General features: G+C 63.8%; 14 protein-coding genes. 9 read left to right on the top strand and 5 right to left on the bottom strand.

Annotated features, from left to right (window positions below):
- Positions 1-11 precede the first annotated feature (11 nt).
- Positions 12-974 (bottom strand): IS110 family transposase, encoded by a 963-nt coding sequence (locus tag BLS26_RS00950; RefSeq protein WP_091976312.1) that lies wholly within the window; start codon positions 972-974, stop codon positions 12-14.
- Positions 975-1,828: 854 nt separating this feature from the next.
- On the opposite strand from BLS26_RS00950, the gene BLS26_RS00945 reads away from it, so the two are divergent.
- The 3 genes from BLS26_RS00945 to BLS26_RS00935 all read left to right on the top strand — a co-directional run bounded on the left by BLS26_RS00945 (position 1,829) and on the right by BLS26_RS00935 (position 5,749).
- Positions 1,829-3,046, top strand: a complete 1,218-nt coding sequence (locus tag BLS26_RS00945) for a cytochrome P450 (protein ID WP_092507625.1) — start codon at positions 1,829-1,831, stop codon at positions 3,044-3,046.
- Between the two features lie 152 nt (positions 3,047-3,198).
- On the top strand, positions 3,199-4,923 hold the full coding sequence (gene ilvD / locus BLS26_RS00940; protein WP_092507623.1) for a dihydroxy-acid dehydratase: 1,725 nt from the start codon (positions 3,199-3,201) through the stop codon (positions 4,921-4,923).
- Positions 4,910-5,749 carry a tetratricopeptide repeat protein gene (locus BLS26_RS00935; RefSeq protein WP_092507621.1) on the top strand — a complete coding sequence of 280 codons (840 nt, stop codon included), beginning with the start codon at positions 4,910-4,912 and terminating at the stop codon, positions 5,747-5,749. Before ilvD ends, BLS26_RS00935 begins: the two co-directional genes overlap by 14 nt.
- A gap of 45 nt (positions 5,750-5,794) precedes the next feature.
- Here the strand turns inward: BLS26_RS00935 and BLS26_RS00930 are convergent, their stop codons facing one another.
- Together BLS26_RS00930 and xth are read right to left on the bottom strand one after the other, a co-directional pair.
- A complete protein-coding gene (locus BLS26_RS00930; RefSeq protein ID WP_157676245.1) occupies positions 5,795-6,304 on the bottom strand; it encodes a DUF5946 family protein in 510 nt (169 codons plus the stop codon).
- A gap of 41 nt (positions 6,305-6,345) precedes the next feature.
- Positions 6,346-7,137: an exodeoxyribonuclease III gene (gene xth, locus BLS26_RS00925; protein WP_092507617.1), complete on the bottom strand. Its 792-nt coding sequence runs from the start codon at positions 7,135-7,137 to the stop codon at positions 6,346-6,348.
- A gap of 154 nt (positions 7,138-7,291) precedes the next feature.
- Between xth and BLS26_RS00920 the strand changes: the two genes are divergently transcribed.
- From BLS26_RS00920 to BLS26_RS00910, 3 genes are all read left to right on the top strand, one after another.
- On the top strand, positions 7,292-8,422 hold the full coding sequence (locus BLS26_RS00920) for an efflux RND transporter periplasmic adaptor subunit (protein WP_092507615.1): 1,131 nt from the start codon (positions 7,292-7,294) through the stop codon (positions 8,420-8,422).
- 3 nt (positions 8,423-8,425) lie between these two features.
- A complete protein-coding gene (locus BLS26_RS00915; protein ID WP_092507613.1) occupies positions 8,426-11,554 on the top strand; it encodes an efflux RND transporter permease subunit in 3,129 nt (1,042 codons plus the stop codon).
- 107 nt (positions 11,555-11,661) lie between these two features.
- Entirely contained in the window at positions 11,662-14,001 is a 2,340-nt protein-coding gene (locus tag BLS26_RS00910; protein ID WP_092507611.1) for a PAS domain-containing hybrid sensor histidine kinase/response regulator, read from the top strand.
- Between the two features lie 38 nt (positions 14,002-14,039).
- Here the strand turns inward: BLS26_RS00910 and BLS26_RS00905 are convergent, their stop codons facing one another.
- The gene (locus tag BLS26_RS00905; protein ID WP_092507609.1) at positions 14,040-16,604 is read right to left on the bottom strand and encodes an autotransporter outer membrane beta-barrel domain-containing protein; all 2,565 of its coding nucleotides are present in this window, start codon (positions 16,602-16,604) and stop codon (positions 14,040-14,042) included.
- Positions 16,605-16,810: 206 nt separating this feature from the next.
- Here BLS26_RS00905 and BLS26_RS00900 point away from each other — a divergent pair, with 206 nt between their 5' ends.
- A complete protein-coding gene (locus BLS26_RS00900) occupies positions 16,811-18,016 on the top strand; it encodes a TIGR03032 family protein (protein WP_197681302.1) in 1,206 nt (401 codons plus the stop codon).
- A gap of 135 nt (positions 18,017-18,151) precedes the next feature.
- Here the strand turns inward: BLS26_RS00900 and erpA are convergent, their stop codons facing one another.
- Complete coding sequence (erpA, locus tag BLS26_RS00895; RefSeq protein ID WP_027537859.1) at positions 18,152-18,481, bottom strand: iron-sulfur cluster insertion protein ErpA; 330 nt, start codon at positions 18,479-18,481, stop codon at positions 18,152-18,154.
- Between the two features lie 107 nt (positions 18,482-18,588).
- Here erpA and BLS26_RS00890 point away from each other — a divergent pair, with 107 nt between their 5' ends.
- Positions 18,589-19,797: a deoxyguanosinetriphosphate triphosphohydrolase gene (locus BLS26_RS00890; RefSeq protein ID WP_092507607.1), complete on the top strand. Its 1,209-nt coding sequence runs from the start codon at positions 18,589-18,591 to the stop codon at positions 19,795-19,797.
- Between the two features lie 9 nt (positions 19,798-19,806).
- Positions 19,807-21,600, top strand: a complete 1,794-nt coding sequence (argS, locus tag BLS26_RS00885) for an arginine--tRNA ligase (RefSeq protein WP_092507605.1) — start codon at positions 19,807-19,809, stop codon at positions 21,598-21,600.
- Positions 21,601-21,655: the final 55 nt, after the last annotated feature.

The raw sequence follows: 21,655 nt of genomic DNA, 5'->3' as shown, positions 1-21,655 counted from the left end.
AGTGCGCTCGCTCAATTCAGTGCGTAACGGCTGGGATCCCATTTCTGCCGGCGTGCGATCATTGTGTTGAGGATGATGATCAGCTTTCGCATGCAGGCGACGAGCGCAACCTTCGGCTCCTTCCCCTTGGCAAGTAGCCGTTGATAGTAGGCCTTGAAGACAGGATTGTTCTGTGTGGCCGCGCCGAGGCACGGCATGTAGAGGGCGTTTCGGACCCAACGGCGGCCGCCCTTGATGTGGCGTTCGCCGCGGCGCTTTCCGCTATCATCGTCATAAGGGGCAACGCCTAACAACGCCGCGGCGATCTCGTCGCTCACTTGCCCAAGCTCCGGCATTCCAGCAATGAGGTTCGCTGAGCTCGTTTCGGCAAAGCCCGGCACGCTCTCGACGATCTCGGCGCGTTCGGCAAGATGAGGTGTGGCCCTGACCTGGGCCGAGATCGCGACTTCGAGCTTGGCAATTTCCTCGAGCAAGCTCTTCAAGATACGGGTCCGCGCTTTCCGAGCCTGTCCTGGTGCAGCATGCTCGTTTTGAGCTTCCAGTCGTATCTTGAGATCGACCAGATTGAGACGAGCTTTCACCAGCGCCTGCAGCTCTTCGCGCGCGGCATCGTGCACTTGGCCCGGCGCCTCGCTGAACGTCTCTGCGAACCAAGCGATCATCTCTGCATCAATCGTATCGTTCTTGGCCAGGCGTCCGGCCGACTGCGCAAAGCTGCGGACTCGCTTGGGGTCGACGATCCGTACGGCGATGCCGGCCAGGCGGAGCACCTTCCCCCAATCGCGCTCATAGCCGCCGCTGGCCTCCATCACCGCCCTGTTCACCTTGTGCTTGCGAAGCCAGGCAACCAGCTTGCGATGACCCTGGGCAGTGCTCGGATACGTCTGCCGCAGCGCCAACTCGCGAATGCACGCATCGACCTTGTCCTTTGCTACATCGATGCCGACGACAACGAGACCATTTTGTGCCATCATCCACTCCCTTCCTTGCTCGGTACGGGCTCAACGGCCCTTGCAACTGTTCGGGTTGAGGAAGACACCGGAGCTGTCCCTCGCTCTCATACAGGCTCTGCCGCTTTGGGGCGTTACGGGCTCAGTTCCAGCAACGGGCGGTTCTGATTCAACCGCCCGTTCGCACATTCTGCCAGTTTTTGCCGACACAAGGGGCGCTCGCGATCGTCACGACGTGCGGAGAGATGCGATGGACGCAGGGTCACGACTGACGAGCGTGGCTCTTGCGTACGGCGAAATCGTTTGGGTCCGACGCCCCGGTGCTGGCGTCAAGTCGGCGAAAGCGAAAGCTGACGTCGATGATGGTGGCAAGAAAGCCGGTCACCAGGACGAAATCGTATAAGCCGTAAAGCCATTGCGCAGGGAAGGCCGGAGGCTCTCCGCTGAACCTGTATGCTCGTGGGCAGCATTTTTACTACGCATCGCACATGAGACCGCGGGTGCAGCGCGCATCCGGTCTTCCCCACGCCCTCCTATTTCTGAGAGGGCCAAGGTCTTCTTGCAAAACTCCGGGCGCATCGCGCCGCGAGCACGCGAAGCTATGTTCGCAACTATCTCAACGTCATTGCGAGGAGCCCTTGCGACGAAGCAATCCATTCTTTCTTGCTGTGGCGCGATGGATTGCTTCGCGGAGCCTGTCATCGGGCGGCGCTTCGCGCCTACCCGTTGGCTCGCAATGACGTGGATAAGCCGCGGCGTACTGGATACCCCCGCCTTCACGCGAGTATGACAGCCAGGGCTCTTGCGTGCACCGCTCCCGCGCCACACCTACCGAAACGCAAACAACGCGCTGTGAGTCTTCGGCACGGGAACCGCGCATGAACTTTCAGACCGACTTCGCCAGCCAGGACTACTTTCGCAATCCCGCGGCCGCGCTCGAAAGATTGCGTGCGCAGGGGCCGGTGGTTCGGGTGCAGATCCCCATCATCGGCGAGGTCTGGGCCACGACGACGCAGGCGCTGGCGGACCGGGTGTTGAAGGACACCGAAACGTTCACCATCCGCAAGGACGACGGCACCGTCGCCGGACTGCAGTGGTGGATGCCCAAGGTGATCCGGACGCTCGCCAACAGCATGCTGTCGATGGACGATCCCGGACACAAGCGGTTGCGCGACATCGTCGACGAGGCCTTTCGCCGGCGCGCGGTGCTCGGGATGGAACCGCACATTCAGGCCATCGGGGACAAGCTCGCCGACGAATTGTTCACCGAAGGCAGCCCGTGCGATCTGGTCGATCGCTATGCGCGCAAGCTGCCGCTGGCGGTGATCTCCGAACTGCTCGGGCTTCCGCCGGATGATCGGCCGAAATTCATTGCCTGGGCCAGCGGTTTCACCCGCTTCACCGGCATACTCGGATTTCTCGCAGCGATTCCGAATATATTGGCGATGCGGCGCTACATGGAACGGCATGTCGAAACCGTCAGGCAATCCGGTGGCGAGGGGCTGATCGCCGAAATCGTGCGGGTCGAAAAGGAGGGCGGACAGATCAGCCGCGATGAAATCGTCGCGATGATTTTCCTGCTGCTGTTTGCAGGCCACGAGACCACGACGCACCTGATCAGCGGATCCGCGCACGAGCTCTTGAAAAACCCTGAACTCCGCGACTGGCTCGAACAGGATTGGAGCCGTCTCGATCTGGCGGTCGAGGAGTTCTTGCGGTTTCTCACCCCGGTGCAATTCACCAAGCCGCGTTACGTCAGACGCGACGTCGAACTCGACGGCGTCCGGTTGCGCAAGGGCGACAAGGTCATGGCGATGCTGGCAGCCGCCAACATGGATCCGTTGGCGAACGCCCATCCAGAGCGCCTCGACCTGCAACGCAGGCCTAACCGCCATATCGCCTTCGGCACCGGCATTCATTTCTGCCTCGGCCATCAGCTCGCGCGCCTCGAAGCCAAGTGTGCGCTGAAATCCCTGTTTCAGCGCTGGCCCGGCCTGAAGCTGGCGGTCGATGAGACGGAAATCCGATGGCGGGGACGCCCGGGCTTCAAGGCCATCGAACGGCTACCGGTGCAGCCGGGCTCCCCGGAGAGGTAAGGGGCGACCTTAATGGTTGCCTTGGCGCCACGATTGTTGCGTGACCGCAACAGTCTGCGGGCATTTAACCGTTCTCACAGGTGGAACGCGGCTGCGCCGCTTTTTTGCCACACCCACCCATGAAATCATGATGACTTGGGAAAAGGGGTCACATGGACGCCAAGACCAACATCAAGGGCAGGTTGCCGAGCCGTCACGTGACGGAGGGGCCCGAGCGCGCGCCGCATCGGTCGTACCTGTACGCGATGGGTCTGACCACCCAGCAGATCCACCAGCCCTTCGTCGGCGTGGCGTCGTGCTGGAACGAGGCCGCCCCCTGCAACATTTCGCTGATGCGCCAGGCCCAGGCGGTGAAGAAGGGCGTTGCGTCTGCCGGCGGCACCCCGCGCGAATTCTGCACCATCACCGTGACGGACGGCATCGCCATGGGCCATGACGGCATGCGTTCGTCGCTGCCGTCGCGCGAATGCATCGCCGACTCCGTCGAGCTGACCATCCGCGGCCATGCCTATGACGCCCTGGTTGGCCTGGCCGGCTGCGACAAGTCGCTGCCTGGCATGATGATGGCGATGGTCCGGCTCAACGTGCCCTCGATCTTCATCTATGGCGGCTCGATCCTGCCCGGCAATTTCCGTGGCCAGCAGGTCACCGTGCAGGACATGTTCGAGGCCGTCGGCAAGCATTCGGTCGGCGAGATGTCGGATGCCGATCTGGACGAAATCGAGCGGGTGGCGTGCCCCTCAGCCGGCGCGTGCGGCGCACAATTCACCGCCAACACCATGGCGACGGTGTCCGAGGCGATCGGGCTGGCGCTGCCCTATTCGGCCGGCGCGCCTGCGCCTTACGAGATCCGCGACGCGTTTTGCACCGCCGCCGGCGAGAAGGTCATGGAGCTGATCGCCCTCAATATTCGCCCGCGGGACATCGTCACCCGGAAGGCCCTGGAGAATGCCGCCGCTGTGGTTGCGGCCTCCGGAGGCTCGACCAATGCTGCGCTGCACCTGCCGGCGATCGCGCATGAATGTGGAATCAAATTTGACTTATTCGACGTCGCCGAAATCTTCAAAAAGACTCCGTATGTCGCCGATTTGAAGCCGGGTGGCCGTTATGTTGCCAAAGACATGTTTGAAGTTGGCGGCATACCGCTTCTGATGAAGACGCTGCTCGATAATGGCCATCTGCACGGAGATTGCATTACCGTCACGGGCCGGACGATCGCCGAAAACCTCAAGAGCGTGAAATGGAATCCGCACCAGGATGTGGTGCGATCCGCCGACAAGCCGATCACCGTCACAGGCGGTGTGGTTGGCTTGAAGGGTAATCTCGCACCGGAGGGCGCGATCGTGAAGGTCGCCGGCATGTCGAAGCTCAAATTTACCGGCCCGGCGCGCTGCTTCGACCGCGAGGAAGATGCCTTCGAGTCGGTCCAGAAGAAAACCTACAAAGAGGGCGAGGTCATCGTGATCCGCTATGAGGGGCCGCGCGGCGGCCCCGGCATGCGGGAAATGCTGTCCACGACGGCGGCGCTGACCGGGCAGGGCATGGGCGGCAAGGTCGCCCTGATCACGGATGGCCGGTTCTCCGGCGCTACCCGCGGGTTCTGCATCGGCCATGTCGGGCCGGAAGCGGCCGTAGGCGGCCCGATCGCACTGTTGCAGGATGGTGACATCATCGAGATCGACGCCGACGTCGGCACCCTTAACGTAAAATTGAGCGACGCCGAACTCGAAAAACGTAAGACCAAATGGCAGCCCCGCGCGACTAACCACACGTCGGGTGCGCTGTGGAAATATGCCCAGCAGGTTGGGCCGGCAGTGGATGGGGCTGTAACCCATCCGGGCGGTGCGCACGAGAAACAGTGTTATGCGGACATCTAGGCGTATCATTCTTGCGTTGATGCTGGGGGCCGCGCCGGTGGCCGCTCCCGGATTCGCGTTTGATGGTGCGCCCGTCACCCAGGATGTCACGCTTCCGACGGTGTCGCAGCCGGCCGCAGCAGCCCTCAATGCTCAGGCGCTGAAGAAGGTCGCGGCGCCTGCAACCGCGGCTGCCGTTCCCGCGCCAAGCCTGAATTCGCTGCAGTACGCCGCCGAGGGCGGTCATCCCGTGGCGCAGTGGAAGCTCGGCCGGATGTATGCCGACGGCGATGGCGTCGCTCAGGACGACGTCCGCGCGTTCGAATATTTCAGCCGCATCGCCAATGCGCATGCCGAAGACAGCCCGTCGGCGCCGCAGGCGGCGATCGTCGCCAATGCTTTCGTCGCACTCGGCCGCTACTACCTCAACGGCATTCCGAATTCGAAGATCAAGGCCGATACCGAGCGGGCGCGGGAGATGTTCTCCTACGCCGCCTCCTATTTCGGCAATGCGGACGCACAATACGATCTGGCACGGCTCTATCTGAAGACCCCGGACGCCTCGCGGGATGATTTCCGCTATGGCGCGCGCTGGCTCGGTCTGGCCGCCCAGAAGGGGCAGCATCAGGCGCAGGCGATGCTCGGCCAGATGCTGTTCAATGGTGACCGGCTGCCGCGTCAGGCCGCCCGCGGGTTGATGTGGCTGACCTTGGCGCGCGACAGCGCCACGCCGGACGAAGCCTGGATCAAGGAAAGCTACAACCGGGCGATCACCAAGGCGTCCGATGACGACCGCGCCATGGCGCTGCAGATGCTCGAGCACTGGGTGCAGGGTCGCAAGGACTAAATCCGCAAGCACTGAGGGCGGCGTCGCCAGTCTGCCCGGCGGGCTCTATCTACCGCCGTGGCTCCCGACTGCTCTCGTCGTGCGAACCCATTCGCGAATGAACGGATGATGCGGCGCCCAGACCTGCCAGGTGCTGCGCGCCCATGAATGCACGGCTTCGGCGTGACGCGGGCCTCCGGCCTCGGCAACGACACCCGCGACCGTGACCTCGTAACGGTCGGGCGGCGTCAGGGCAGGGAGCGTGCCCTTGTGCCGGCCCAATCCAAGCATGACGTCATTGGTCTCGCGCGGCGGTAACGGCGATTCCAGCTGGATCATCAAGCGTGCGAGGTGAAGTCCAACGGACTGGATCGCCTGCCGGGAGCCGTCACTGGGATGCTGCACGGCGTAAGTGTCGACGCTGAGCCGATGGGTCGGTAGCAGACGCGGATCGCTGTATTCGTGCTGCAAGACGATACCATAGGCATGCCAGCAGGCGGCCGACGACGTCATGTAGCGATGCACCGGGCCTTCGCGTGGTTCGAACAGTCCCTTGCATCCTGGACAGGGCTCCACGGCCGCCAACCCTCTGCATCGCGATGTTGATCGATTCCTGTCTATCCCGCGTCGAGATCGAAATCCGCCCACACCGGAACATGATCCGACGGCTTCTCCCAGGCGCGCACATAACTGTCGATGCCGACATTGGTCAGCCGGTCGCTGGCCTGCGGCGACAGCAGCAGATGGTCGATCCGGATGCCCCAGTTCTTCTGCCAGGCGCCGGCCTGGTAATCCCAGAACGTGTACTGGCCCGGCGCGTCGGTCACCGCACGGAGCGCATCGGTTAAGCCCAGGCCGAGCAGGGACTGGAACGCCTCACGGGTTTGCGGGAGAAACAACGCATCGCCGGCCCAGGCGGCGGGGTTATAGACGTCGGCTGCGGCCGGAATGACGTTGAAGTCGCCGGCGAGAACGAATGGCTCTTCTGCTTTAAGTCGCTCCCGGGAATACTCAAGAAGTCGCGACATCCATTTGAGTTTATAGGGGTATTTATCGGTATCGGGTGGGTTGCCATTGGGCAGATAGAGGCAGGCGATGCGCAACACGCCTGATTTCAGCGTCACCACGCCTTCGAGGAAGCGGGCATGGGCATCCTCGTCGTCGCCGGCCAGGCCCGATTTGGTTTCCTCGAACGGCAGCTTCGACAACAGCGCGACGCCATTGAAAGTCTTCTGTCCGTGGGTGACGACGTTGTAGCCCAGCGCCTCGATCTCAAGCCGCGGAAAGGCGTCATCGACGCATTTGATTTCCTGCAGGCAGACGATGTCCGGCGAGCACTCCTTGAGCCAGCTCACGAGATGCTCGATCCGCTGTCTGACGGAATTGACGTTCCACGTAGCAATACGCATAAAAATGACCCGGGTCGTAACCACACATTTTCGCTTCGCTGGCATACCATGAGCCGCGAGCCTGTGGTAACCGTCTAGAAATAAGGCGCAAAAGTCGCCGTCAAGGGGCCGGAAACCGTCGTCCCGTCCTTTGCGGGCGGCGGACCTGAAAATTATGAAAAAAAATAACTTGATCGTTCTTGCCGGCGTTATCGGCATCGCGGCGGTGGCCGCCTATGCAACCCGCGCGTCATGGATGGGCTCTGGGGCCACCGCTCAGGGGCCGCAGCGGCCGCGCATGGTTTCCGTCGAACTGGCCAAGGCCGAGCGCAAGTCCGTCCCGGTCGACGTCGACGCGATCGGGACCGTGACGCCGATCTCCAGCGTGGCGCTGAAATCGCGGGTCGAGACCACCATCGTCTCGGTGCATTTCGAGGACGGCGCCAAGGTGGCCGAAGACGATCTGCTGTTCACGCTCGACAGCCGCCAGATCGACGCCCAGATCGAACAGGCCGAGGGGACGCTGGCCAAGGATCAGGCGCAGCTCGAGGGCGCCCAGCGCGATCTCCGGCGCTTCACCGACCTGGTCGGCAAGGGCGCCACCACGCAGGTCAACGTCGACAACGCCAAGACCCAGTCCGATATCCTGACCGCCACCATCAAGGCCGATCAGGCGGCGCTGGACAATTTGAAGGTCCAGAAAAGCTACACCCTGATCCGCGCGCCGTTCGCGGGCCGGATCAGCGCCGCCAACGTCAAGGTCGGCAATTTCGTGCGCCCGGCCGATCTCACGTCGCTCGCCGTGATCAACCAGATGGCGCCTGTCTATGTGACCTTCGCCGTTCCACAGCGCGTGCTGGTCGACCTGCGCGATGCGATGGCCAAAGGCGATCCCGGGGTGACCGCGACGATCCCGGGCCACCAGCGTTCCGAGAGCGGCAAGGTCGCGATGGTCGAGAACACCGTGGACGCCACCACGGGCATGGTGACCGTCCGTGGCATCATGAACAACGAGAACGAGACGCTGTGGCCGGGGACTCTGGTCGCGACCAAGCTTGTGATCCGCAATGAAGACGCCATCGTGGTGCCCACGGTCGCCGTGCAGCGCAGCCAGAACGGCAACTACGTGTTTGTCGTCAAGGACGGCGCCGCCAAGCAGCAGCCGGTCAAGGTCGACCGGACCTCGCAGGGCATTTCGATGATTTCCGAAGGGCTGACCGGCGACGAAAGCGTCGTGGTCGACGGACAATTGCTGCTGTCAAACGGAACACGGGTCGAACCGCGGGCCAAGAAGGCCGGGGCGTAACCGATGACGCTTTCCGAGCTCTGTATTCGCCGCCCGGTCATGACGACGCTGATCACGGCGTCGATCATCGCCTTCGGCGTGTTCGGCTTCCGCCTGTTGCCGGTGTCGGCGCTGCCGCGGGTCGACTTCCCGACGATCGCCGTCAGCGCGACCTTGCCGGGCGCGAGCGCGGATACCATGGCGGCCTCGGTCGCCGGCATCATCGAGCGACAGCTCTCGACCATTGCCGGCATCTCCTCGATGTCGTCGAGTTCCTCGCAGGGCTCCAGCGTCATCACCATCCAGTTCGACCTCAACCGCAACATCGACGCGGCGGCGCTGGACGTGCAGACCGCGCTGACGATCGCGCAACGCCGGCTGCCGATCGAAATGACGATCCCGCCGAGTTTCCGAAAAGTGAACCCGGCCGACTTCCCGGTGCTGTTCGTCTCGCTCGGTTCGGCGACACTCCCGTTGTCGGCGGTCAACGAATACGGCGACATCACCATCGGGCAGGCGCTGTCGCAAATCCCGGGTGTGGCGCAGGTCCTGATTTACGGCGCACAGAAATTCGCCATCCGCGTCCAGGCCGACCCTGAAGCCGCCGCGGCGCGCGGGCTGTCGCTCGAGGACATCAGGACCGCGGTGTCGCGGGCCAATTCATCGACGCCGGTCGGGACCCTGAACGGGCCGAAGCAGGACGTCGCGTTGCAGGCCTCCGGGCAGATGGAGAAGGCGGTCGACTACCGGCAGGTCGTGGTGGCCTGGCGCAACGGCTCGCCGGTCAAGCTCGACGAAGTCGCGCGGATCTACGACAGCGTCGAGAACGACAAGATCGCGACCTGGCTGAACGACGAGCGCGCGATCGTGCTGGCGATCCAGAAGCAGCCGGATGCCAATACGGTGGCGGTGGTCGATTCCGTGCTGGCCAAGCTGCCGGCGCTGCGCGCGCAGATTCCGCCGTCGGTTTCAATCAATGTGATGATGGATCGTTCGATATCGATCCGTCAGGCGGTCGCCGATGTCGAGGAAACACTGCTGATCGCCGTGTCGCTTGTGATTCTGGTGATCTTCCTGTTCCTGCGCTCGGCGTCCGCAACCTTCATTCCGGCGCTGGCGGTTCCGATCTCGCTGTTCGGCACCTGCGCGGTCATGTACTTCCTGGACTATTCCATCAACAACATGACACTGCTGGCGCTGACGCTGTCGGTCGGCTTCGTGGTCGACGACGCCATCGTCATGCTGGAAAACATCGTCCGGCACATCGAACACGGCATGCGGCCCTATGAGGCTGCGCTGAAGGGCGCGCGCGAGATCGGTTTCACGATCATCTCGATCACCTTCTCGCTGATCGCCGTGTTCATTCCCGTGCTCCTGATGGGCGGAATCGTCGGCCGGGTGTTCCGCGAGTTCGCGGTGACGGTATCGGTTGCGATCATCGTATCCGGCTTCGTGTCGCTGACCTTGACGCCGATGCTGTGCGCGCGCGTGTTGCGGGCGCATGATGCGACCAAGAAGCCGAATGTCGTGCTTCGGGTGTTCGAGGCGATGTTCGATTCCTGGCTGTGCGGCTACGAATGGGCGCTCGACCGGGTGCTGGCGCACAAGGCGCTGATGCTGGTCGTCACGCTGGCGACGCTGGGTGGCACGGTCTACCTTTACATGATCGTGCCGAAGGGCTTCTTCCCGCAGGAGGATACCGGCTTTTTGATCGGCGTGACCGAAGCCGCCACCGACACCTCGTTCGAGGCCATGAAGGTGCGGCAGCAAGCGCTGGTCGACGTGCTGAAATCCGATCCCGCGATTGACTACATCAACTCCACCGTCGGTGCGGGTGGCCCCAATACGACCGCGAATTACGGCCGCCTGTTCATCGCGCTGAAGCCGCAGAAGACGCGCGACAATGCCGCCGTCGTGATCGGACGCTTGCGCGCCAAGGCGCGACAGATTCCCGGCATGCAGGCGTTCTTCCAGAGCATCCAGAACCTCAATATCGGCGGCCGGGTTTCGAAGAGCCAGTACCAGTACGTGCTGCAGAGCGGCGACACCGAATCGCTGTACCGGCTGGCGCCCGAAATGCGCGACAAGATCGAGAAGCTGCCGGGTCTGCTCGACGTCACCACCGATCTCTACATCAAGAATCCGCAGATGACGGTCGACATCGACCGCGAAAAGGCCGCGGTTTACGGCATCACCGTCGATCAGGTGCGCAACCAGCTTTACAACGCCTACGGCGCGCGGCAGGTCGGCACTATCTACATGCCGACCAACGACTATCAGATCATCCTGGAAGTGCAGCCGCAGTTCCGCGTCGATCCGTCGGATCTGTCCAAGCTCTATATGAAGACCCAGAACAACGTGACCATTCCGCTTGCAGCCGTTGCCAAACTGGTGCCTTCGGTCGGCCCGCTGCAGATCAACCATCAGGGTCAGCAGCCGGCGGTGACGATTTCCTTCAATCTGGCGCCGGGCTACTCGCTCGGCTACGCCACCGACTCTATCCGCGAACTCGAGCGTTCGTCGAACCTGCCGCCGACGATCTTCTCCGGTTTCTCCGGCACCGCGCAGGTGTTCGAGGACTCCAAGAGCGGGCAGGGCGTCCTGATCCTGGCGGCCATCTTCGCGGCCTTCGTCATTCTCGGCATTCTCTACGAGAGCTTCATCCATCCGATCACCATCATCTCCGGCCTGCCGTCGGCCGGCATCGGCGCGATCCTGACCTTGATGCTGTTCGGCATGGAACTGTCGGTCATTGCGATGATCGGCATCGTGATGCTGGTCGGCATCGTCAAGAAGAACGCCATCATGATGGTCGACTTCGCGCTGGAGCGCCGCCGCGTCGGCCTCAGCGCCGAGCATGCGATCCGCGAAGCGGCGCTGCTGCGTTTCCGCCCCATCATGATGACGACGTTTGCTGCGATCTTCGGCACGCTGCCGATCGCCATCGGTGCCGGCGCCGGCGCCGAACTGCGTCAGCCGCTCGGCGTCGCCGTGGTCGGCGGCCTCTGCGTGTCGCAATTGCTGACGCTGTTCATCACGCCGGTCATCTACATCTATCTCGATCGGATCGATCGTCTGCTGAAACGCCGGCTCGAACCGCAGCACGAGGAAGCCGGCGAAGGCGAGCGGCCGCATGCGGTTGCAGCCGAATGAATTAGGTGACCTGTTGTTAACGCTGTCGCCGGGCGCGGCACCGAGTTAACGCCGTCGAAGCGTTTGCTGGTCCTATCTGCCGATATCGCGCAGAAGGTTGGTCCAGCATGAAATCGCCCGTTGATCTCGTTGCCTATTCGGGCAGGCTGCTCGGCTGGATCGGCGGCTTCTCGGCCATCGCCCGGATCGAGGCCGGCGAGATCACCGACCGAGAAATGGGCCGGATCCGCGCCCAGCAGATCGACACGGTGACGCGCCACGTGCCGCTGACGATGTCGGCCAACCTGGTCAGTGTCGCAATCGTCCTCGCTCTGTTCTGGAACACCGGCTCCAACGTCTTTCTCGCCCTGTGGGCATTCGTGATTGCGTCGGTCGCGCTGCTGGCGGCGAGGTCGTGGATCCGCTCGCAGCGCACCCGTCCGAAGGAAGCTTCGTTGCACGCGGTGCACCGCTCGACGTTGCAGGCAATCTGCCTGGCGGCGATCTGGGGAGCGCTGCCGCTGGCATTGCTTCTCAAAACGACGGCGGCCGATCAAATGATCATCGCCTGCGTGATGACCGGAATGATCGCGGGCGGCGCGTTCACGCTGTCGACGATTCCCCGGGCCGGACTGATGTACATCTGGACCATGACGTTTGCGTCGGCGGCAGCTCTGCTCCAGGTCGGAGACAAAATTCATCTGTTCACCGCCGCGTTCCTGTTGCTGCTTGCCGTCTTCATGGCTCGCAACGTCGTCTCTCATGGCAATCTGTTTCAGGACAATCTGCGCGCGCAGTTGCAGCTCGAGCGTCAGACCGAGATCATCTCGCTGCTGCTCAAGGAATTCCAGGACAACGCCAGCGACTGGTTGTGGCAAACCGATGCGCGGGGCAGGCTGATCGACGTCCCCCAACGTTTCGCCGAAGTGGCGCAGATGCCGCTGCCGCTCTTGAAGGGCGCGCATTTTTCCGAACTCCTGGAGATGCTGTGTCCCGACGACACGATCACCGCATCGAACATCGTAGCGCTGATGGAACGGCATGCGCCGCTCCATGAAGTCAGCGTGCGGGTCGTCATCGGCGGTCAGACGCGGCTATGGTCGTTGACGGCTAAGCCCACCGGCGACGGCGAAGGTCAGTTTCACGGCTATCGCGGATTCGGCCGCGACGTCACCGAACGCTGGCGGGCGGAGCGGGCCGAGGCCGAAAGCCGGGCGAAATCGGATTTCCTGGCGGTGATGAGCCACGAAATCCGCACCCCCATGAACGGCGTACTCGGACTGGCCGGTGTGTTGCTGGAAACCGCGCTTGATCCGGAGCAGCGCCAGGCGGTCGCCACCATTCATGACTCCGGCGATAACCTGCTGCGGGTCCTCAACGACATTCTCGACCTTTCGAAACTGGAGGCCGGCCGGTTCCAGTTCGAAGCCACCGACTTCTCGCCGACGGCGCTGGTCGAGGCCGTGGCCGCGGTGATCCGCAGCACTGCCGGCAACAAGGGATTGACCGTTGCAGTCGAGCTCGACCCGGCACTGCCCGCATCGCTGCGCGGCGATGTCGCCCGAATTCGCCAGGTGCTGCTCAATCTCGCCTCCAACGCGGTGAAATTCACCGAACGCGGCACGGTGACGATCGCGGCTCACTGCCATTCGCGCGGCGACATGCTGGCCCGGGTGGAATGGTGTGTTTCCGACACCGGTATCGGCATTGCCCCCGACCGTATCGGCCGCCTGTTCAGCGACTACGAGCAGGCCGACGCCTCAATCAGCCGCCGCTTCGGCGGCACCGGCCTCGGGCTCGCGATCAGCCGGCGCATCATCGAGCAGATGGGCGGCAAGATCGGCGTCAGCTCGGCGCCGGAGCAGGGCTCGGCGTTTCAGTTCTCGCTGACATTGCCGTGGAGCGATACGCTCATTGCCGAACCGTCGAAGGATCGGGTCGGCGCCGACGATCTCAAGGCGCGCATCGCGACGTTGGGCCGCCCGCTGCGGATCCTGATCGCGGAAGACGATGCGACCAATCGTTTGGTGGTCAGCAAGATGCTCCGGGAATTCGATGTCGAAACGTGCATCGTGACTGACGGCGCGCAGGCCATCGAGGCGGTGCTGGAAGCGGAATACGATCTGGTGCTGATGGATGTGCAGATGCCCGTGATGGACGGTCATGCCGCGACACGGGTGATCCGCTCGGGCGGTTTCGCATCGCTGCCGATCATCGCACTGACCGCCAATGCGTTTCCCGAAGACGCAAGACTGTGCCGCGAGGCCGGAATGACCGACTTCCTCGCCAAGCCGCTGCGCAAGCAGACGCTGGTGGATGCGGTATTGCGGGCGTTGGGTCCTGCGCGCGAGCCGTCGGCGTTGTCGATGGAACGAGCGCCGGCGCTGGTCCCTGCCATGCCGGATGCGGTCGAGGCGGAGCAGGGTGGCAAGGCTGCCGCAGAGGACGAAGTACAGCGCGCGAGCTAGCGCGCGGACTCATAATTGTCGGTCAATAACGGCCGTCGCTACCAGGCATATCTGACGACGCCTTTGCCGGCATAGCTGCGGGTGACCTCGGAGAATTCGCCTTCGAAGGTCGCGGCGGCGGACCAGCCGTTCATCCATTTCATTTCGGCCGACACAGTGGTGAGGGCTGAGTCATGCGCTTGCGCCGCGCCGTTGACGACGAAGCTCGCCCCCGGCAGCGTCTGGAAGGTCGCGCCGATGGCGCGATCCGGATTGAAGTCGTGCGCCCAGGCGAAGCGGCCGCGCAGGGTGAAGATGCCGTCCTGCACGGCGTAGGATTTGTCGGTGCGCAGGCCGAGTTCGCTGCGCGTGTCGGTCACGCTTTTCGAGCCATAGGCCAGCGCAAAGGTGTTGGCGCCGACGATGGCCCGTTCGGCATAGGCCGGCAGATCGAACGTGGTGAACTGGCCGGCGGCGTAGGGCGTGACGCCGATCCCGCCGATCCAAGGCGTCACGAAACGGTAGCCGCCTTCGACGCGGCCGGACCATGCGTTGGCCTTGAACTCGGCGCGCAAGCGATCGATGCCGGCGAAGGTCACGGTGCGATCGGTGGTGATGTCCTGCCAGCCGTAAGCGAGGGCGCCGGTCAGGTAGGCTGGGCCGACATTGTGCCGCACGAACGCGCCGGCCTGGAAGAGATCCGAGCGGCCGCTTCCGAGATTGTTGACGCTAAAACTGGTGCCGCCGCCGGCCAGCGCAAAGCCGGCGATCGTGTTCGGCGAGAAGCGATAGTCGGCGCCCACCGCCGTGCCGGCAAGGCGCGAGGTCGCGGTATTGGAGCCGAGCGCAGCATTACCATCGGTGGTCTGCGAGCCGCCATAGCCCGCCGCCCACACGCTCCAGCGCTGCTCAAACGAAACCGCCGGCGGCGCCTTGGTGAACATCGCATAGGCGTCGCTGGTGGCAGCAGGCTTTTGCGTCGAAGCGTAACCGGTAGCGGTACTGGTGCCGCCCCCAGCGCCTGCGCCATCGCCGCGGCCATCGATAAAGGGATCGGTCATCAGACCCATGAACTGGTTCATGGCATTGAACGTGGTCTGCTGCGAGCCGGTCGCGGTCTCGCCGGACACCTGCGTCAGGCCGGCCGGCGTCAGCGTGCCGAACACCAGCGGAATGCTGCCGGTGCTGTTGAAAAAGTTGCTCAGCGCGTTGGCGACGGCCTGCTGATTGCCGTTGAGGCCGCCCGAGCCCGGCTGTTGGAAGGTCAGCGCCAGATTGAGATAGGCATGGGTGGCGTCGTAGCTGAGCGTATCGTGAAAGTTCGCCGGCAGGTTGGCGTTGGTGACGGTCGGATTGAACGTTCCGCTGACGCTGCCGGCATCGAGAATCGCGTATTGCTTGGCGACCGGGCTGCCCGGCGCGAAGATCGCATTGACCGTCGCGCCGCCCAGCGTCGCCGTGCCGGTGACGTTGGCAAACGACGACGTGGTCGAATTGAGATGGACCGCGTAGGTCGACGCCGCATTGAACCCGAGCGTGCCGCTGACCGTCATCGACGAACCGGGCGTGCCGGCGCCCGGCGCGAAAGTGCCGCCCGCAATCGAGGTGTTGCCCACCGTCCCGGTGCCGCCGAGCGTGCCGCCGCTGACGGTGAAAGCCGCGTTGCTCAGGCTGCCATTGACGATGAGCGTGCCGGCACCGACCGAGAACGTGGTGATGCCGGTATTGGCGCCGGTGAGCGTCCAGCTGCCGTTGCCGGTCTTCGCGCCGGTCTCGAACGAGGAGAGCTGGGCGATATTGAAGCTGCCCGATCCGCCGCCGCTCAGCCCGAGCGTGTCGGTGCCGGTGCCGCCGAGCACGTTGCCGTTGATGACGGCGCCGGTCACCAGTTCGAGACGATTGGCGAAGGCGCCCGCCTGGTCGAAATTGATGGCGCCGCTGGCGCCGCCGTTCACCGTGCCGGCCACCGTGACGGTTGCAGGGCGGCCGAGAGCCTGGATGCCAAAGCCACTGCCGCCGCTCACGGTGCTGGTGGCGGCGACGGTGACGGTGAGCGCGCCGCTGCCGTAGTTGCGCGCAACAATGCCATCCGTGCTTCCGCTCACGGTTGCGCCGGCGCCGGTGGTCACGCTGAGAGCGGTGCCGGAGTTAGCCGCGAAGATGCCGTAAGGGAAGGCGCTGGTGACATTGCCGTTGGCGGTGATGGTGAGCGCGCCGGTGCCGTAGTTGTGCGCATAAATGCCGAAGAGTCCGCTGCTGAGCCTGCCATTGGTGGCGATGGTGATGCTCCCGGGCACGGGCGCAAAGCGCGTGGAGCGGACATAAAGCGCCGCGAAGTAGCCAGTGACCGGCGAGGCGTTGACGTCGGTGTAGGAAATGGCGCCGTCGCCGGTGATCGTTATGCCGGTGCGATCGGTGGTATTGACGCTAAACCCGGGAAGGGTTGAAACGGCGGCGCTGTTGGCATTGATGGTCTGCTGGGTGACATTGGCGCCCGAGCACTGGAAGGTCGAGCCGCCGGAGTTCACGCAAGCCGCGTAGGCGCGGCGGCCATAGCCGACGGCCGCCGCCATGAGCATGGTGCCCGACAGCAGAGCCCGGCGACGCAACGCGCTCGGTAACATTATCTTCCAATTCCCAGCGCCAAGACTTGCTCTAGCGAAAAGACTTCCTCTGGCGGAGTCACTGATTGCAAAATTCCAGCCATCCCGCTTGTCATTTTTTGCGTGGATTACAAGCGCCCAAAAACTGTTGCATAAAAAACACACACTTGCGTTCGCGATGCAGATTCAGCAAGTCAACGAGGCGGTGGCACCAGAGGGAACGATAGATGAGCGAGCGGAACCGGGAACCGTCATCCGGCGTGCGTGACGTAGACGGGCCGGCGCCAGCCGCCGCTCAGGCGAGCGCGGAGATCGCGCCCGCCGGGCAAGAGACCAGGGCTGCCGAGCCGCAGACGACGCCGGCCGAAGAGCGCGTCACCTATTCGATGTCGCCGGGCCTGCCCGGATTTCTCGGCGCGCAGCGGATCGCGCTTGCGGTCTCGTCCTATCAGTCGGGCAAGTTCTACCTGTTGGGGCAGAACATCGACGGCGGGCTCGTGGTCGATGAGCGCTTCTTCCGCAAGGCGATGGGGATCTGCGTTCCCGACCAGGACACCATCCTGCTGGCGACGCTGTTCCAGATCGTGCGGTTCAAGAACGTGCTGAACCAGGGCGAGCAGATCAACAATGTGTTCGATGCCTGCTACGTGCCGCGCGAAACTTACGTCACCGGCGAGGTCGACGCGCACGACGTCGGTGTTCTCAAGGACGGGCGGGTGGTGTTCGTCAACACGCTTTACAACTGCCTCGCCACGCCGTCGGAGCGCCACAGCTTCACGCCGCTGTGGAAGCCGCCGTTCATCTCGGCGATCGTCAAGGAGGACCGCTGCCATCTCAACGGCCTTGCCATGGAAGAAGGCGTGCCGCGCTACGTCACCGCCGTGAGCCGGTCGGATACCATCGATGGCTGGCGTGACCGCCGGGCCGGCGGTGGTGTCGTCGTCGACGTGCAGACCGGCGAGATCGTCATCGGCGGCCTGTCGATGCCGCATTCGCCGCGGATCTATCGCGGGCGCCTCTGGGTGCTGAACTCGGGTACCGGCGAACTCGGCTGGATCGAGCCCGGCGCCGGCGGCGCCGCCGGCAAATTCCACGCGCTCGCCTTTTGCCCCGGCTTCCTGCGCGGGCTCGCCTTCCACGGCGACCACGCCTTCGTCGGGCTGTCGAAGCCGCGCTACCAGCGCTTCGAGGGACTGCCGCTCGATCAAAAACTCGCGGACGCCGATTCCGAGCCCTGGTGTGGCGTCCAGGTGATCGATCTCAAGAGCGGCGCCTGCGTGCACTGGTTCCGCCTCGACGGCGCGGTGGCGGAGCTCTACGACCTCGCGGTGGTGCCCGGCGCGATGCGGCCGATGGCGCTCGGCTTCGCCAGCGACGAGATTCTGGGACTGATCACGCACGATCCGCTCGCCGAGGGCGCGCTGCCGAGGTGAGCCGTGCGGCAGACTATAGCGTTTTCGAGCGAAGTGGACGCCGGTTCGCGTAAAGAAAACGCGTCAAAACAAAAGAGTAGAGCCCGGTTCTGATTCAATCAGAACCGAAAAGGCTCTAGCCGGAGACCAGCAGCGTCAGATCGAAAAACTGGTGCCGCAGCCGCAGGAGGCGGTGGCGTTCGGGTTGACGACGCGGAACGAGGCGCCGATCAGGTCGTCGACGAAATCGACTTCCGATCCCGCCAGGAACGGCACCGAGGCCGGATCGACCAGCACCACCGCGCCTTCGCGGGCGATCACCAGGTCGTCCTCGGCCTTGGCGTGATCGACGTCGAATTTGTACTGGAAGCCGGAGCAGCCGCCCCCTTCGACGGAGATGCGCAGCATGGCGCCGTCGCCCTCGGTCTTGAGGATTTGCCCGATACGGCGGGCAGCCCGCTCGCTGACGGTGATGGCAGTGGTCATGACAGCTCTCCGGTCGTCGGCGTCATACCCAATTCATTTGGTATGACGCGTCAGGCATAGTTAAGTGCACAATCACATGGAATCAAATGGATAAGGACTAAAAAAACGTGTCGGTCGGAATGGCTGCCCCCCGCGCGCTTTATGCCTGCGACCCCGACTCCAGCCGCGGCCGGCTGTTCGTGGAACCTCCGAGCAAGACCCGCAGCCCGTTCCGCCGGGATTGCGACCGGGTGATCCATTCCACCGCTTTTCGCCGGCTCAAGCACAAAACCCAGGTTTTCGTGTTCCACGAGGGCGATCATTACCGCACCCGGCTGACCCATTCGCTGGAAGTGGCGCAGATCGCCCGCGCTCTGGCCCGGCAGCTTGGCCTCGACGAGGACCTGACCGAGACGCTGGCGCTGGCCCACGATCTCGGCCATCCCCCGTTCGGCCATGCCGGCGAGCGGGCGCTCGACAAATGCCTGCAGGCCCATGGCGGTTTCGACCACAACGCGCAGGCGCTGCGCGTGGTGACCGCGCTGGAGCATCGCTACCCCGAGTTTGACGGACTCAACCTGACCTGGGAATCGCTGGAAGGCATCGTCAAGCACAACGGGCCGTTGACCGACCGGGGCGGGGTGCCGGCGGGACGCCATGGCGAAGGTGCCATTCCCATCGGGATTGCCGACTTCAACCGCAAGCTCGATCTGGAGCTGTGGAGTTTTGCGTCGCTGGAAGCGCAGGTCGCGGCCTTTGCCGACGACATCGCCTATGACGCCCACGACATCGACGATGGCTTGCGCGCCGGGCTGTTCGGCGTCGACGATCTCAAGGTGATGCCGCTGACGGAAGCGATCATTGCCGAGATCGGCGGCCATTATCCCGATCTCGACGATAGCAGGCGCGGCGCCGAACTGGTGCGCGAACTGATCTCCTACCTGATCGGGGCCGTGATCGCGGAGACGCAGAAGCGCTTGGAAGCCGCCAAGCCGCAGTCGGCCCACGACATCAGGCTGTACCACCAGCCGATGGTCGCGTTTCCGCCGCAGGTGGCGAAGGAGGAGGCCGCCATCAAGGCGTTCCTCTGGCAGCGGATGTACCGCCACACAAGGGTGATGCGGGTGATGGGCGAGGCGGAAGGGATCCTGTTCGACCTGTTCGCGCGCTATCGGGCGTCGCCGGGCGATTTGCCGGCCGAATGGGTCGAGGGCACCGAGCGCGAGAGCGAGGGCGAGCGGGCGCGCCGGATCGGCAATTTCATCGCCGGAATGACCGACCGTTACGCCCTGATGGAGCACCAACGGCTTTTTGACTCGACCCCGGATTTGCGTTAGGCGGCGGCCATGGCCGACAAACCCGCTTCACAACACCTTTTTGCCGATGTTCTCGCGCGCGTGCACGCGATCTGCGCTGATCTCGCCACCGAAGGCCAATGGCCCGACGGCATCGATTTCTCTCGCGTCGTGGTCGAGCCGCCGCGCGACGCCAGCCATGGCGACATGGCGACCAATGCCGCGATGGTGCTGGCCAAGGACGCCAAGGCCAAGCCGCGCGAGCTCGCCGACAAGTTCGCCGAAAAACTCCGCGCCGACGATATGGTCGCCTCCGTCGATGTCGCCGGGCCCGGCTTCATCAATCTCACGCTGAAGCCTCAGGTGTGGGCGGACGCGCTGCGCACCGTGCTGCGCGAGGGCGCTGCCTACGGCAAAAGCGCGATCGGCAACGCCGAAAAGGTCAATGTCGAATACGTCTCGGCCAACCCGACCGGGCCGATGCATGTCGGCCATTGCCGCGGCGCCGTGTTCGGCGATGCGCTGTGCAGCCTGTTGCAGTTCGCGGGCTATGCCGTCACGCGCGAATATTACATCAACGATGCCGGCGCGCAGGTCGATGTGCTCGCGCGCTCGGCCTTCCTGCGCTACCGCGAGGCGCTCGGCGAAACCATCGGCGAGATTCCGGAAGGGCTTTATCCCGGCGACTATCTGGTGCCGGTTGGGCAGGCGCTCGCGGCCGAATTCGGCGACAAGCTCAAGGCGATGCCGGAAAACGCCTGGCTGCCGATCGTTCGCGCCAAGGCCATCGCAGCCATGATGGAGATGATCAAGGGCGATCTCGCCGCGCTGCAGATCAAGCACGATGTGTTTTTCTCGGAGCGCTCGCTGATCGAAACCGGCAACAACAAGGTCACCGAGACCATCGATTTCCTGCGCTCCAAGGGCGACATCTACCAGGGCCGTCTGCCGCCGCCGAAGGGCAAGCCGGTCGAGGATTACGAGGATCGCGAGCAGACCCTGTTCCGGGCGACCGCTTACGGCGACGACGTCGACCGTCCGCTGATCAAGTCCGACGGCGGCTACACCTATTTCGCCTCCGACATCGCCTATCACAAGAACAAGATCGATCGCGGCTTCCTCGACATGATCGACGTGTTCGGCGCCGACCATGGCGGCTACATCAAGCGGATGCAGGCGGCCGTGAAGGGCGTCAGCGCCGGCAAGGCCACATTGGACATCAAGGTCGTGCAGCTGGTCCGGCTGTTGCGCGACGGCGAGCCGGTGAAGATGTCAAAACGCTCCGGCGAGTTCGTCACGCTGCGCGAAGTCGTCGACGAGGTCGGCTCGGACGCCGTCCGTTTCATGATGCTGTTCCGCAAGAACGATGCGGTGCTGGATTTCGACCTCGCCAAGGTGATCGAGCAGTCCAAGGACAACGCGGTGTTCTACGTCCAGTATGGCCACGCCCGCGGCCATTCGATCTTCAAGAACGCCCGCGAGATGGTGCCTGGCCTGCCCGAGACTGACGCCGCGCGGGCGGCCTATCTGGGGGACGCCGCCGTCGAGCGGCTGACCGACCCGGCGGAACTCAGCCTGCTCAAGCTGCTGGCGCTCTACCCCCGGATGATCGAGGCGGCGGCGGTGGCTCACGAGCCTCACCGAATCGCTTTTTATCTGTATGATTTGGCCAGCGAATTTCATGCGCTTTGGACCAGGGGGCGGGATTTGCCCTATTTACGCTTCATTATCACTAATGATGCAGAGATCACGAAGGCGCGGCTGGCGATGGTTCAGGGCGTCGTCTCGGTTCTGGCATCGGGCTTAGCCGTTCTCGGCGTCCATGCCCCGACCGAGATGCGGTAGGCAGGGGCGAAGGCCCTCACGAATGGGGATTTGTGGGGGGTCTGGCAGGGGCCAA

It is taken from the genome of Afipia sp. GAS231, assembly GCF_900103365.1.
Lineage (GTDB): Bacteria > Pseudomonadota > Alphaproteobacteria > Rhizobiales > Xanthobacteraceae > Bradyrhizobium.
The sequence above is the reverse complement of the archived record's forward strand: the minus strand, read 5'-3'. Positions and strand labels throughout refer to the sequence as shown.